The organism is Oceanirhabdus sp. W0125-5 (assembly GCF_027938815.1).
Lineage (GTDB): Bacteria > Bacillota > Clostridia > Clostridiales > Clostridiaceae > Oceanirhabdus.
This window is the reverse complement of the sequence record NZ_CP115913.1, coordinates 2296855-2312670: the sequence shown is the minus strand read 5'-3', so window position 1 is coordinate 2312670 and position 15816 is coordinate 2296855. Positions and strand designations below refer to the sequence as shown.

Here is a 15816-nt window from a genome sequence, read left to right as displayed (position 1 = left end):
AAAATAACAACGAGTGATATCACATAATCATTCATTGTTATTTCTGTTCTATATTCTATTTTTCATATTAACAATATCATTCATGGATAATCCAGTACAATTACAAATAAAGGGCTCATCCAATCCAGCCATTATAAGCTTTTTAGCTATACCTAACTTCTCTTCTAAAACTTTACTTTCTAATGCTTTTTCAAGAGACTTTTCCATTCCCTTTACAATCCCTTTTTCAACTCCCTTTTCAACGCCTTTCTCTACCCCTTTTCGTATTCCTTTTTCAACAGCCTTTTCTATTTTAGAACAAAATACTTTCACTGCTTCACTATTTAAAATTTCTTCTATAAAAATCCTTTGGTTATCATCATTCACAATTAACCCCCGTATCCTTTTACTTCAAGTGATTTATTATAATATATTATAAAATTTTATTCTTTATGAAGATATGTTTTTAAATTTCTCTTAATTCTACTAATTCCATTTTTGAAAATAAACCGTCCATTATACACCTTATATTCTGATTGTATGAGTACAAAGAAAAATAATAAAAAAACTATGGCAAATAATATCCCCTTCATAATTTCACCCACCACCCCTTTATATATTATATTATATAATAAGTTTTCAGAATATTCAATACATAGTTTATCATACCACATTATACATTTACACAAATGTCGAATAAAGTTATATTATATCTTTTAAATATTTTTTAGATAGACGTTACAAATCAACCTATTTCTTTCTTATTCCTTTATCCTTATATGATAATGTAAGGATAAAGGAATGTCATTGTTAATACTACATCAGGAATAAACCATATAATGAATTTTAAAAATGGAATGGATTCACAATCATTCTTATACCCAATACAGGCACATATAACTGTTATTATACTTATACACACTGATATTCCCATACCTAAAATTTGATTACTCATAACACCAGTCATGAATACCTTGCCACTTACATAAAACATTCCATAAATTTCGTAATTCTTAAACAACATCATTATTAAACAACCAAGAATAAACATTCTAACTTTTTTCTTTTTATCAAAACTTCTTTCATTAATCATTGTAATACCAATAAACACAAAGATTCCTGCTATCATCCATACCCACCCTAATAAGAATGAAAATATAATAGAGTATATAATAAACGTAATTATCTGATTTACAATATAACTTTTCTCATCTTGGTTTATCTTATTATTTACTATGGATTTAACATTATCAGAGGTTGATATTAAAGCAAGATTAATATTTTTAGAATCTTTTTTTTCAGTAAAAGTTATAGTATCTTTAAGATATCTTGGATATCTACTATCTGTAATGCTCCTAGTTAAATATTCAATTTTCTCTATTTCACTCCCTTTAAAACGCACTCTAGCAAGATCATACTTTTTCTCACCCCGTCTAACAACTCTTTGGATAGAACATAAAAATTCACCTTCATTGTTAATCATAACAAAATCTTTCATTTTGTATTTTTTTGATAATTCTATTTTATTTATAGACATTTCCCCATCTTTTTTTGAATAAATATGAATATCTATTCCATCATATTTATTTTTATTATACATTTCCAGTAAAATGTATATTTGCTCTCCATTAACCCCTAAATACATTTTTCTAATACTTTTAAATGAACCAACTTTAGCTTTATGAATCTCCTTAAACTTTATACTTTTATCTCCTACCTTATATGAAGAACTCAAAACTTCCCCTGTATTTTTTATAACAACTATAAAATATTCTCCATCACTCTTGACCACTTCTAACTTGCTTAAATTACTTGATTCAAAGGATGCTTCTATTTTTCCATTCCAATTGATAATCTCAAGACTACCTTTCTTCAAAACACATATTCTATCTTCATTCAGAAACTTAGCCTCAATTACATCAAAACGCTCTTCTCTTTCTATTATTTTGAATTCTTTATCAAGAGTTAACATTGATAACTTTCTTTTATCATCACTCCATTCAGTATACATTATCTTAAGATTGTCCTCTTCTGCCATAACTCTTAAATTTTGAATATGTTTACCTTCAGCGATTATCCCCCTTTTGAGTATCTCTCCTAACTCAGTTAATTTTACAATTTCAACATTCTCCTTATTTATAAAAACAGATATTAAATTTCCATTTACTTTACACCCTGTATGCTCTGACAGAATTTTCACTTCGGATAATTTTAAACTTTTGCTCCATTTTTTAACTGGCACTTTCATTTCATTATATGATAATCTAACACAATGAAAAATAACTGCTGCTATAAAAATCAAACAACATACCCCGATAGACATAAATTTAATTTTTCTCATACACCCCTCCTAACTGCTTTCCTCCATTTTATCATATTTTACTATATTTTTTATTTTTTAACTTTTATATCCTTATTCAAGAGTTATTTTATATATAAAACAAAAGACACTACTTTATAATGCTTCAATAAAGTAGTGTCATACAAAATTTACATAAACTAACTGCTTACTTATATTAATCTATGAATTAAATTATTTATAATATTAAATTCAAAAAATACAATCAAAAAACAAGCTAAAACTAAGATAACCCCTTTTATCCAGGTACATCTATTTATTACCATACTTTTATGCGCACAATTCTTTCTTAATAATTCCTTACATATTTTTATATTTTGCCAATCAACCACCCGTTTATATAACATAATATAAATAGGTACATTAACTACCAATAACAAAACAATAATAACCCACTTCATATTCCCCCCCCTAACCGTTCACTATAATTTTATCATAATTAACCACTAAGTAAAATATGACTTTACTATATATAGCAAATATTCTGTTAACACAAATTAATTAAGCATAGTTGAAAATATACAAATTATGAATTTTATTGATAATAAATAAAAAGCAGATTATAAAACCTGCTCTCTATTACTTAAATTTTATATTTCAAAAAGTCAACTTTATCATTTTCTTTAAACCTGTATGATAAAGTAAATAAATTATATTCTTCTATAAAAACAGTAGAAATAATACTATCTTCCGTCACCCATGTGTAGCCTGTATATTCTCCTTCTTTTGGCTTACTGGTTACTTCACCATATTCAGCTGTTAACTCTTCAATTTTCATAGCAACCTCTTCTTTCGAAAGATAATTACTCTCAGTTACAACAAACAATCTATTTTCTTTAAACTTTACTTCTTCATTATTAATAACAAATGTATCTGAAAAATAAAAACTCTTTGCTGAAGTAGCATTAAAGATATTTTTCCCACCAAGAGCAAGGTTAATTACTTCAATATTAGCTTGCTCACCAATATAATACTTAACATTCTCCTTTTGGAATTCCTTTATCAACTCCTCAGTACTTTCTCCCCATTTATACTCAACATTTTCTCCAGAACTTAATATAATTGTTTTCTCTTCTTTATCTTTAATATTCTTTCTTTCTTCTGCATTTAACCTTGTAGAAACCCTGAACAACTCATGTTCTTTATAATATTCTGTAGATATAATTTGATTCTCCTCATTCCATGTATATCCTGAAATATCATCTGTATCTTCTGGTTTTTCATCTGGTTCTCCATACTTTTGAGTAAGTTTAGCAATCTCTTTCTTAGCCATCTCCTTATCAAACTTTTCACCTGCTACAGAATCTGCAACTAAAATCAGCCTTGACTCTTCAAACTCTACAGATTCTTCTTCAATTATCAAACTCTTAGAAAAATAAAACACCTTATCTTGCAAATATCTATCTACACCTATATCACTTGCTTTTACACGTATTAAAGCACTTTTATCATCTTCTTCAAGATAATACTTAATGTTCTTATGATTCAATTTTTGAACCACACTACTTAAATTTTCTCCCCAAGAATAAGAAATATCTTTATCATTTTTTTCACCGCATGCCGCAAGCAATAGAGTTGCAAACAAAATTAAAGATATTGATGATAATTTTAATAATTTCTTCATATGTATCTCCTTTTCATTTAATATAATTTACCATAATACATCTTATATTATTCTATCATATTTTCCACATGAAGGTTTTAATAACTTGTAAAACATATCTAACATATTTTTTCACTTTAACTAAATCATATTATTATTCTTCAGAGTTCATATATGTTTTTATATCGTCTGAGAAGAATAAATTATATGCTACTAATCCGTAAAACAAAGCAAGTATTAGAGATATCACTTTCGTGATTATATAAAAAGAACCTATAAAAGCAAAAAATACACCAATAGTTGATAACACCGAAATTATTCCAAGAATAATTCTAGCCCAATTGCTTTTTCCTATAGTAAGATAAAAAAGCAATCCTGTATAAATAATTCTTGGTATTAACCGCCATACGATTATACCAGATAGTAAATAATAGATTACAACATCAATTATTAATACAGCCATAATCACACAGGCCATCTCAACCAATAATCTTTTTCCTCTTTTTATCATATTTTCCATAAAATCACCTCAACATAATTTTACTCTTTTACTTGTTTATAATCAATATATTCCGGACAATTGACACTTTTTTTCACAATTGTTAAACTATTTTTATATACTCGATTACGCCTAAAATAAAGGAGTTTTGATAATGAATAAAGAAATTATTCTTGATAAAAACATAGAAGATTGGTTAACCGAATATCCTCTTTTAACTAAAATAATTAAAACTAAAGAGGTATTTTGGATAAATCCCAAATTAACTAATTTTAAGGAAGGAATAAAAAACGTATCTTTAACTGAAAAAGATGTCTTAGATGCAAGTAAACGACTTGATCGTTTCGCCCCTTATATATCCAAGGTTTTCCCTGAGACAAATAAAACTAAAGGAATAATCGAATCTCCTTTAGTAAAAATCCCCAATATGAAAAATCTTATTGAAGAAGAATTTAACTTTCAATTACATGGTGATCTTATATTAAAATGCGATAGTCACCTCCCAATTTCCGGTTCAATTAAAGCCAGAGGAGGAATCTATGAAGTACTAAAACACGCTGAAGACTTAGCATTAAAAGAAAAGAAACTTTCTATAACTGATGATTATTCAATTCTTGATAGTTATGATTTTAAAAAATTCTTCTCTGAATATTCAATTGCAGTAGGTTCAACTGGAAACCTTGGGTTAAGTATAGGAATAATGAGTGCCAAAATAGGTTTCAAAGTAACTGTACACATGTCAGCTGATGCCAAGCAGTGGAAAAAGGATCTTCTTAGAAGCAAAGGTGTAACTGTTGTAGAATATGATTCTGACTATAGTAAGGCTGTTGAAGAAGGTAGAAAACAAGCTTTAACAGATAAAAAATGTTATTTTATTGATGATGAAAACTCTCAAACACTTTTCTTAGGATATGCCGTTGCTGCCTCAAGATTAAAACAGCAATTATATGACATGAATATCCCAGTCGATACGGATCACCCTCTTTTTGTTTATCTCCCATGTGGTGTAGGTGGTGGTCCTGGAGGAGTTGCATTTGGACTTAAGTTAATCTTTAAAGACAATGTCCACTGTTTCTTTGGAGAGCCTACCCATTCACCTTGTATGTTACTTGGATTAATGACTGAAAAACATGATAAAGTTTGTGTTCAAGACTTCGGTATTGATAATATAACCGCTGCAGACGGACTTGCCGTTGGAAGACCTTCTGGTTTTGTAGGAAAATCACTAGAATATATGATCAGTGGTGACTATACCATTCAGGATGAAACACTATACCATTTATTAAAGCTATTAGCAGACAGTGAAAACATATATCTAGAACCATCTGCCTTAGCAAGTATTGCCGGGGGAATAAATCTATTTAAGACTAATTCAGGTTATGATTACTTGATTAAAAATAATTTAGAAAATTCCATCATAAATGCAACACACATCGCCTGGGCAACAGGCGGAAGTATGGTTCCTAAGAAAGAAATGAACGAATACTATAAAAAAGGAACTTACTTAATGAAAAATGAATAAAATCATAAAAGGCACGCATGGCGTGCCTTTATGATTTTCTGCTGAACTTCTTTATATTTTTCTTTCTTTCAGCTCTTCTTTCATTAAATTTTTTCCTTTTTTCCATTATCCACAATTCTCGTTTAAGCTTTTCATAACTTTTAAACCTTTCACTGCTTAAAGTTCCATCATTTACTGCATTTTTAACAGCACATCCAGGTTCTGTTTTATGCTTACAATCAACAAACCTACACTGTTCAGCGAGTTCTTCAACATCTTTGAATGATGCATCAAAATCTACTGAATATATCTGTAATTCTCTCATACCAGGAGTGTCAATAACTACTCCACCATCTGATAATTTTATTAACTCTCTATGGGTTGTAGTGTGTTTTCCTTTATGATCACTTTCTCTAATCTCATTTACTAACATCTTTTCTTCTCCTAGAAGCGCGTTAATCAATGTTGATTTACCTATTCCTGAAGATCCTATAAAGGTAACAGTATCATTAACTCCTATAACATCTGCAATCTCATCAATGCCCTCTTCTTCTAATGCACATACAACGTGAATATCTATTCCAATTGCAACTTCTTCTACTTGAGCAACTCTTAATTCAATATCTTCACATAAATCTGATTTTGTTAAAATAATTCTTGGATTAGCTCCACTTTCCCACACAACACTTATATACCTTTCAAGTCTTCTTATATTAAAATCATTATTAAGTGCCATACATATAAATACCGTATCAACATTTGTAGCAATTATCTGTTCATCAGATCTTGTACCTGCTACTTTTCTTGATAAAGAACTCATTCTAGGCAAGACTTTGTGTATAATAGCCTCTCCATTCTTATCACTATCTCTATCTAATACTACCCAATCACCAACCGCAGGGTAATCCTCTGTTCCAAAAGCTTCATAATTAAATTTTCCCGAAACTCTTCCAAGAACCTCTCCATTCTCAGTAATAACTCTATAGGTATGCTTGTGTTCTAGTGTTACACGACCTAAAAAATATTCCTTATACTCTTCATTAAATAATTCTAAAGTATCTTTTTTTAATCCTAATTTAAACAAGTTTATTTTATCTATCAATCCAGTACCTCCAGAAGTTTTGTAGTTTATTTTGATAATGCCACCTCTAATTTTCCACTCATAATACATCGCTCCTTTCAGTAATTTTTTCCTTATTTACATTTATCATTTTATCATATGATATATAACTAAAATAGGTATAGAATAAATATATTTATTCTATACCTAAAAATCTTTTCTTCTTAATTTCAACTACAATCCAAATGATTATTGGTAAAATAACTTGAAATGGAAATGCATAGTAATACCACACTTCATCATTCCACTCAAAATAATGCATTACACTATGAAATTGAAATTGTGCTAGAATGATAGCAATTAAAGCAACTGGTGTTACTATATTTCTGTAATCCTTGAGCCCAAATATCTTTGAAATTCCTTTACAAGTAGCCATCAAAAATATACTCACTTTAATGAAGGCTCCTATAACAAACATTACTCCATGAACAATTTCCATTCTCTGAAAACCAACAATCTTAATTCTTAACCATGTTTCATAAGAAGGATAATATAATCTACCTGCTGAGTCTGACCCTAAAACTAAAACAGTAACTAATGACAAAATCAATAATCCTAATCCTCCCAATAATAATCCTTTTAGATACACATTGTAATGAGAGTTCTTTTTAAAAGAATCAGAACAAGCTATTACAAAAACTATTATCTGTGTGAAAGGAAACATCAAAACTTCATATGCACCTTTAAATACCGGCTTAATTCCATAATTTAATATAGGTAGAATATTATTAATATTAAGTGAGTTAAACATAAGTACCGGAGTAATTAATGGAACGACTATGAAAGGTATTAAAAAAAGCCTTGCCCATTTACCAATTACATTAACTCCTTCTTTTACAATCCAAATACATACAATCATAAAAATTAAAGTTACTATTAACTGTGGTGTATTATTTAAAGATACAGCGACAGGAAACTGAGTAAAATTTCTTAAAGGTAAAGGTACTTCCCAAAATACGTATATAATTATAAGTACGGCTATTCCTTTCCCTATAATCTTACCAAAGCACATTTCAATCACATCAAAGAAATCTTTATTTTTAAAAAGACTTTGCATTCTAGCATAAACAAGTATAATTGGAAGTGCCATAATTATGGCAATAATAATAGCCAACCATATATCTTTTTCAGCAGATAATCCTGCTGCCATAATTGAATTTGTTCCTATTATGAACAAAATCATAATAGATATCCCTTCTCTATCCGTAATAGTTTCTTTCTTCATTATTACCTCCAAATTTTTAGTAAGTAGGGTAACATTTTAACTATACATAGTTTAACCAAACAACTTCCATCCTATAAAAATAAACAAAATAAAAAACCCCATGCAATTAGCATGGGGTTTAACAAGAACTCCCTATTTTAGGAGAATTAATCTATAATTAGATTACTTCAATGCTTCCAGCTTGAGGTCCTTTTTGTCCTTCAATGATATCGAAAGAAACTTTTTGTCCCTCTTCTAAAGATTTGTATCCTTCTTTATTGATTTGAGAGAAGTGAGCAAATACGTCATTTCCTTCCTCTGTAGTGATGAATCCAAATCCTTTTTCTGCATTAAACCATTTAACTGTTCCAGTCATAATTTTCTACCTCCGAAATTTTTATTATCCTTAAATCATTCTATAAATGAATATCTGTAAAAATTTCGAAATGTATAAAAATCTATATAAATCTAAAATTTTTCTAAATACTTCACTTACCACGAAACAAGGTACTTACATAATAATACCCTATTATAAGTGAAAAAGCAAACCTTTTTTTAATATTATTTTAAAAAATAAATAAAACCCCATGTTAATAACATGAGGTTTTTACTAGAACTCCCTATTTTAGGAGAATTAATCTAAATTAGATTACTTCGATGTTTCCAGCTTGAGGTCCTTTTTGTCCTTCGATGATTTCGAAAGAAACTTTTTGTCCCTCTTCTAAAGATTTGTATCCTTCTTTATTGATTTGAGAGAAGTGAGCGAATACGTCATTTCCTTCCTCTGTAGTGATGAATCCAAATCCTTTTTCTGCGTTAAACCATTTAACTGTTCCAGTCATAATTTACTACCTCCGAAATTTTTATTATCCTTAAATCTTTGTAAAAATGAATATCTGTAAAAATTTCGGAATGTATAACATTTATATAATTCTAAAATTTTTCTAAATACTTCACTTACTACGAAACAAGGTACCTATTTCATAATATCCTATTATCAATAAAAATGCAACCCTTTTTACATTTTTTTATCTTATTTATATATGTAATTACCCAAATTAGATATATAAATAAAAAAAAATAACATTTAATTTATGTTATTTTATATAAATCCCCCATCTTTTTCACTAATACTTAAATATATAATCACTCAAATTATTAGTAAATATCATGTTAATTTCTCATATAATAAAATAAAAACCCTATACAAGAAGCATAGGGTCTGTTTGCTAGAATTCCCATATGGGAGAACTAATCTAAAATTAGATTACTTCGATGTTTCCAGCTTGAGGTCCTTTTTGTCCTTCGATGATTTCGAAAGAAACTTTTTGTCCCTCTTCTAAAGTCTTGTATCCTTCTCTTTGGATTTGAGAGAAGTGAGCGAATACGTCATTTCCTTCTTCTGTAGTGATGAATCCAAATCCTTTTTCTGCGTTAAACCATTTAACTGTTCCAGTCATGATTCTTACCTCCGAAATTTTTATTTTTCCTTAAATCTTTGTAAAAATGAATATCTGTAAAAATTTCGATATGTATAATACTATACGTAATTCTAAATTTTTTCTAAATACTTCTTTTACTACGAAACAAGGTACCTTAATCATCATAGCTTACAATTTATAAAAAATCAATACTTTTATTATTAATGTTTTTTTTTTCCTTTATGATAATATGATATATGAGTAACAACAATGTATTTAGCATAACTTAAACAAAAGAATTTTTTTATGGAAGGTATATAATATGATAAATTTTAAAGATTTAAAAGTTAAAGATGACTTAGTCTTATCTTTAGCAAAGAACGGAATTAAAACACCTACACCTATTCAAAAGGAATGCATACCTATAATACTTGATGGTAAAGATGTAATAGCTGAAGCACAAACTGGGACAGGGAAAACACTTACATTCTTAATTCCCTTCTTTCAAAATTTAGATATCAAAAACAAAGAAATTCAAGGGCTGATCGTTACCCCTACACGTGAACTAGCTATACAGATAACATCTGAAGCTGAAAAATTTTGTGAAGGTAAAGATATTAATATCTTGTCTGCTTATGGAGGAAAAGATATTTCTTCTCAAGTAAATAAACTTCAAGACAATATATCACTTGTAATAGCTACTCCTGGACGACTTATTGATCACTTAAAAAGAAAGACAATTAATCTTAAATCATTAAAAACTTTAATACTTGACGAAGCAGATCAAATGCTTTTAATGGGATTTAAAAATGAAATAGAAGAGATTGTTAAATCTTGCCCAAAGAAACGTCAAACATTATGTTTCTCAGCAACAATAAGTTCAGAAGTCAAGAAATTAGCTTATAGATTCACAAAGGATCCTGCACTTGTTGTTATTGAAAAAGAAGAAGTAATACTGGAAAATATTAAACAAGAACTTGTTGAGGTTAGTGATCGAACAAAACAGAATGCCCTTTGTACTGTTTTAAATGAGGATAATCCTTTCATGGCAATTATCTTTTGTAGAACAAAGCGAAGAGTTGATGATCTAGAAGAAGTTCTATATTCAAGAGGATACAACTGTCAAAAGCTACATAGCGACATTAAACAATCTAAACGAGAACAAATCATGAAATCCTTTAAAAACGCGGAGATTCAATATCTTATAGCTACCGATGTTGCAGCTAGAGGTCTAGATATTTCTGGAGTATCCCATATATACAACTACGATATTCCTGAGAAACCAGAAGGATATATACATCGTATAGGAAGAACAGGTAGAGCTGGAAAGGAAGGATATACTTGTCTGTTTGTTGCTCAGAAAGACTTGCCAATCCTTAAAGAACTAAGTAAACATATTAAAATGTCTATCCCTCATAGAACGCTTCCTTATACTAGAGAAGAATTGAATAAGATTGAAATAAAGAGCACTAGACCACTGTCTCGAAAATTAAAAAGAATCAACGCAGAAACTAAACAAAAAAGAACTGCTACAAGTTCATTTAAAAGAAAATAGACCAAAAGTACAGGAGATGAAAAATATCTACTCCTGTGCTTTTTTTTATGATTCCATTGACACATTTTACCTTTTGTTATACTATGTATATAACAGATACAATATATATAATTAATCAAGGAGGTAATATTATGAATAGATTGAAAAAGATTTTAACTGTTATGATTTTAATTATTTTTGTTTCTATAACAACTGCATGTACAAACTCATCATCCGTTGACAATGATAATAATAAATCATCAACTGTAGAAAAAACAGAGACAAATAAAAATAACTCAATCAAAGATAATTCGAAAGAAAAAAGCGAAACTATTGATATTGAAAAAGAAATAAAAAATATTTTCACATTGATAGATAATAGAGAATACGCTAAGTTGTACAATACTTTTAGTGAACAAGTTAGAAATCAAGTTACAGAAGAACAATTAGTAGCTTTACTTAAACAATCATTTAATAATCTAAGTAAACTAAAAGGTATTGAATCTATTTTTCCTGATAAAATCAATGGTCAAGAAGTATTTCATGTGAAAGTTAACTTCGAAAAGGAAGATATTCCATACTTAATCGCTTTTGATAAGGATGGATTAATCACAGCTTTAGTTCTTGACACTACAATTCAAGAGGATAACTCCTCTACTGAAACAAATTCAAGTATAACTGAAACAGAAATCACTATTGGAAATTCTCCTTGGGAATTACCAGGTAAATTAACACTTCCCAAGGATGAAAGCACCACTAAATTCCCTGCTGTAATACTTGTTCATGGTTCAGGCCCAAATGATATGGATGAAACAATAGGACCTAACAAAGTTTTTAAAGATATAGCTCATGGTTTATCTGAAAATGGGATCGCAGTTTTAAGATATAACAAAAGAAATAATGTATATACTATGCCTGAATCGTATACATCTAAAGAATTAGTTATTGATGATGTCCTTGAAGCATATAAATATCTTTCTACTCACTCTTCAATTGATAAGAATAGAATTTATGTAGCCGGCCATAGTTTAGGGGGATGGTTAATCCCTAGAATAGCAAAACAATTACCTGAAGGTGCTGGTTTCATTTCACTAGCAGGTCCAACAAGAGCTTTCTCAGAAACTATAAATGAGCAATTAGATTATTTACTCTCATTAGACATAAACAAAAATGAGCAAACTCAAAAAGCTTTGAATATGATGAAAGAACAAACAAATAATCTTGAAAGAGGCAACCTATCAGATAATGCTTATGAAAATCTTTTAGCTCATCCAAAAGACTTCTGGTTAGAACTCGAAGGATATATAGCAGCTGATGAATACAAAGCAATCCCTCAACCTCTACTAGTATTACAAGGAGAGATGGACTATCAGGTAAGTATGAAAGATTTTGAAGTATGGAAAACCATTCTTTCATATAGAGATGATGTTACATTCAAATCTTACAGTAAGTTAACACATCTTTTTATGGAAAGTTCCTCAGAAACAGAACTTAGTACTCCCTCAGATTATGCTGTTGCAGCTCATGTATCTCCTGAAGTTATAGAAGATATAGCAAAATGGATAACTAACCTTAAATAATTAATTCTATATAACTTGCATTGTTTGTGAGTATTATTTACATTTAAAGGAGTGACAAGGAATGGGATTTTGGATTTTTATGATGATTTCGAATTTGTTAATTCCATTTACAATGGTTGGATTTGGAAAATACTTTATCAAAAGTGCACCAAAACAAATAAACGCAGGTTTTGGATACAGAACCTCAATGTCTATGAAAAACAAAGAAACTTGGGAATTTGCACACCACTATTGTGGAAAACTATGGAGAACCATAGGATGGATTATGCTGGTTCTTTCTGTAGTAGCCATGTTGTTTGTAATTGGGAAAGATACAAGTGTTGTAGGCACTCTCGGAGCAATTCTTTGTCTTTTACAAGTTGTTTTCTTAGTTGGTTCTATCTTTCCTACTGAGCAAGCCTTAAAGAGAAATTTTGACAGACATGGTAACAGAAAAAAATAGTATAATTTTATGTTAACAATCTTGTACTTATACGAATTAAATAGAAAACGGACAAGTTTATCCTTGTCCGTTTTACTTATACTGCTGATGCCTGTTCCCATGCCTCATATAATTTTTCCAGTTCTTCAGATAACTTACCATATTCAGAGTACTCCTCATTAGTAGTACCCTCAGAAAACCCTTCTTCCATCTCCTTTAATTTCTTCTCAAGTAATACTATATTAGATTCAACATTCTCCATTTCTTTCTGTTTCTTTTTTTCACCCTCTAACTTATTGTTCACCTTATCAACCCTAGTTTTCTTTTGTTTCTCAGGTTGATTAATATTCTTTTTCTTCAAAACTTCTTTTTTAGTTCTTAAATAGAACTCATAATTTCCATTGTAGGTAATAGCCTTTTTATCCTCAATTTCTATAATCTTATTTACACAATAATTAAGATAATATCTATCATGGGATACTGATATTACTGTCCCTTTAAACATTTTAATTGCATTCTCCACAGCTTCTCTAGATTCAAGATCAAGGTGATTAGTAGGTTCATCTAATATTAAGCAGTTTATATTCATCAACATCATCTTAGCAAGTTCCACTCTTACCTTCTCTCCACCACTCAATACCTTTAACTTAGTATTTCCTTCATCCCCATAAAACTGAAATTTCGAAATATGAACTTTCCCCTCTTTAACACTAATGTCTTTTACACTCATGATTTCCTCAAGTATAGTTCTTTCCTCATCTTCAAATGATATATGCTGACCTAAGTATGAATACTTAACCCATTCCCCAAGTCTCATAGTTCCCTCATACTCTTCATCATTCCCTAAGAGTATATTCAATAAAGTGGTCTTTCCACATCCATTTGCCCCTATTATTGCAACCCTATCACCCCCATAAATATGAAAACTTACATCTTCTAATAATGAATTCCCATCAAATGATTTACTTAAATTCTTTGCCCATGCAATATCCTTACTTGCTTTCTTAATATTGTTTAATTGAAAGTGAGGTCCAATCTTCTCATTAAGATGCTCATTTTCTTTCAAACCAAAGGCACTAGAAAACATTTTATCTTTTAATCTTTCAACTTCTTTTTCTTTACTTTCTGCTGCCTTAAATTTTCTCATGCTCTTTAAGTTTTGTACCTGTTTCTTTTTATCCCTGATTTGCTTTTGAGTATTTTTCTGCTCCTTCAGGTAATATTCTCTCATTATCTTTTTCTGTTCTATGAAGGATGAATATGAACATTTCTTCTCAATTATTGTTCCCCCTTCAAGTTCAGCCACTCTATTTATTACTCTATCTAAGAAAAATCTATCATGGGATACTATCAACACTCCCCCACTAAATCTTTTTAAAAATTCCTCTAACCACTCTATAGCTTTTATATCCAAATGATTTGTTGGTTCATCCAGAATTAATAAATCCGGCTCCTCTATTAGTATCCTAGCTAAAAGAACCCTCATTTTTTCTCCACCACTTAATTTATCTATAGGAATTAATAACACTTCTTCCTTTAATCCTAATCCTAAAAGTATCTTCTTAATCTTATTTTTCACAGTATACCCATCTATACTTTCGTATTTTGTCATAACTTCAGAGTATTTCTTCATTAGACCTTCATAGTACTCTGAACCATAATTCCCTGCACACTTCTCCATTTCCACCTCTAAAGCTTTCATTTTTTTCTCAAGGTTGTATGCTTTTTCATAGTGCAATGCATTCTTATACTCTCCCTTTAACTCATTCATATGCTGTGATAAATACCCTACCTTTGCTGCTTTCTCTTTCATCACTTGACCATCATCAGCTATTTCATCACCAATAGCAATTTTTAATAAAGTACTTTTCCCACACCCATTACTTCCAATGAGAGCGACACGTTCGCCTCTCTCCACACTTAAATTTACTCCTCTAAGCACTTTCTTTTCATTATATTCCTTATGAATATTATTAAATTTTATTAAACTCATCTAATTTTCCTCCTTATATTTAAATAAAAAATAAAAAAAGCCACGGAAATCCGTGGCTTTTTGACCACGAATATAACATTTCATCCGAAGCCAAATAACATGAAAATTTTATTATCATTATTAGCGAATATTAAATAGTAAATTAAAAACTCTGTAACTTTATAATAAAGTCACAGAGCTAAACTATACATAAATAATTAAATACTTAAAAACACTTAAAAAGTGCCTTAAATAATAAATTTACTATTTATTAGATAATTATAAAAGTATTCCATCGAGACAGAGAAATCATTCTACAACAAATAAACACCTAATCTTAGAATTTTAAACTTCAAAGATTGATATATAATCTCACACCTAATAAACCTCTTAAAATCTAATTTTTAAAGGTTAATTAAACATCTTCAATTATATTGTTTATTGTTTATTGTTTACTAATTACTGATTTCCCAGCTCGGCTACTTGAAAGGCATTTAGCTCCGCATAAAACTCACCGAATTAAATTTTGTTAATTAATATTCGGAGCTGATTCCGTAACCCATAGCTGGTACATCACAAGAAAATTTACACATAATTTTCCTCCTTCACCACATTTTATAATA

Annotated in this window: 15 protein-coding genes; 4 read left to right on the top strand and 11 right to left on the bottom strand. The window is 29.4% G+C overall.

Translation table 11 applies throughout. The features are described 5' to 3' along the window. Positions 1-48 precede the first annotated feature (48 nt). The 5 genes from OW730_RS10740 to OW730_RS10720 all read right to left on the bottom strand — a co-directional run bounded on the left by OW730_RS10740 (position 49) and on the right by OW730_RS10720 (position 4461). Positions 49-366 (bottom strand): hypothetical protein, encoded by a 318-nt coding sequence (locus OW730_RS10740; RefSeq protein ID WP_271229017.1) that lies wholly within the window; start codon positions 364-366, stop codon positions 49-51. A gap of 388 nt (positions 367-754) precedes the next feature. Further along, positions 755-2320, bottom strand: coding sequence for a hypothetical protein (locus OW730_RS10735; RefSeq protein WP_271229016.1), 1566 nt, complete (start codon positions 2318-2320; stop codon positions 755-757). Positions 2321-2490: 170 nt separating this feature from the next. Further along, a complete protein-coding gene (locus OW730_RS10730; RefSeq protein ID WP_271229015.1) occupies positions 2491-2739 on the bottom strand; it encodes a hypothetical protein in 249 nt (82 codons plus the stop codon). A 182-nt stretch (positions 2740-2921) separates the two neighbouring features. After that, positions 2922-3962, bottom strand: coding sequence for a hypothetical protein (locus tag OW730_RS10725; RefSeq protein WP_271229014.1), 1041 nt, complete (start codon positions 3960-3962; stop codon positions 2922-2924). A gap of 133 nt (positions 3963-4095) precedes the next feature. After that, the gene (locus OW730_RS10720; RefSeq protein WP_271229013.1) at positions 4096-4461 is read right to left on the bottom strand and encodes a hypothetical protein; all 366 of its coding nucleotides are present in this window, start codon (positions 4459-4461) and stop codon (positions 4096-4098) included. Positions 4462-4594: 133 nt separating this feature from the next. Here OW730_RS10720 and dsdA point away from each other — a divergent pair, with 133 nt between their 5' ends. Beyond that, entirely contained in the window at positions 4595-5962 is a 1368-nt protein-coding gene (gene dsdA, locus OW730_RS10715) for a D-serine ammonia-lyase (RefSeq protein ID WP_271229012.1), read from the top strand. A 28-nt stretch (positions 5963-5990) separates the two neighbouring features. Here dsdA and rsgA read toward each other — a convergent pair whose 3' ends face one another. From rsgA to OW730_RS10690, 5 genes are all read right to left on the bottom strand, one after another. After that, entirely contained in the window at positions 5991-7043 is a 1053-nt protein-coding gene (gene rsgA, locus OW730_RS10710; RefSeq protein WP_271229011.1) for a ribosome small subunit-dependent GTPase A, read from the bottom strand. A gap of 154 nt (positions 7044-7197) precedes the next feature. Next, entirely contained in the window at positions 7198-8286 is a 1089-nt protein-coding gene (locus tag OW730_RS10705) for a GerAB/ArcD/ProY family transporter (protein WP_271229010.1), read from the bottom strand. 157 nt (positions 8287-8443) lie between these two features. Further along, positions 8444-8641, bottom strand: a complete 198-nt coding sequence (locus OW730_RS10700; RefSeq protein ID WP_271229009.1) for a cold shock domain-containing protein — start codon at positions 8639-8641, stop codon at positions 8444-8446. A 268-nt stretch (positions 8642-8909) separates the two neighbouring features. Next, entirely contained in the window at positions 8910-9107 is a 198-nt protein-coding gene (locus tag OW730_RS10695; RefSeq protein WP_271229008.1) for a cold-shock protein, read from the bottom strand. 420 nt (positions 9108-9527) lie between these two features. Beyond that, complete coding sequence (locus OW730_RS10690; protein ID WP_271229007.1) at positions 9528-9725, bottom strand: cold-shock protein; 198 nt, start codon at positions 9723-9725, stop codon at positions 9528-9530. Positions 9726-10011: 286 nt separating this feature from the next. On the opposite strand from OW730_RS10690, the gene OW730_RS10685 reads away from it, so the two are divergent. The 3 genes from OW730_RS10685 (at position 10012) to OW730_RS10675 (ending at position 13242) form a co-directional block, all read left to right on the top strand. Further along, positions 10012-11241: a DEAD/DEAH box helicase gene (locus tag OW730_RS10685; protein WP_271229548.1), complete on the top strand. Its 1230-nt coding sequence runs from the start codon at positions 10012-10014 to the stop codon at positions 11239-11241. Between the two features lie 131 nt (positions 11242-11372). Further along, positions 11373-12800 carry an alpha/beta fold hydrolase gene (locus OW730_RS10680; protein WP_271229006.1) on the top strand — a complete coding sequence of 476 codons (1428 nt, stop codon included), beginning with the start codon at positions 11373-11375 and terminating at the stop codon, positions 12798-12800. Positions 12801-12861: 61 nt separating this feature from the next. Further along, positions 12862-13242 (top strand): SdpI family protein, encoded by a 381-nt coding sequence (locus tag OW730_RS10675; RefSeq protein ID WP_271229005.1) that lies wholly within the window; start codon positions 12862-12864, stop codon positions 13240-13242. 76 nt (positions 13243-13318) lie between these two features. On the opposite strand, the gene abc-f is transcribed toward OW730_RS10675, so the two are convergent. Then, positions 13319-15214, bottom strand: coding sequence for a ribosomal protection-like ABC-F family protein (gene abc-f, locus OW730_RS10670; RefSeq protein WP_271229004.1), 1896 nt, complete (start codon positions 15212-15214; stop codon positions 13319-13321). Positions 15215-15816: the final 602 nt, after the last annotated feature.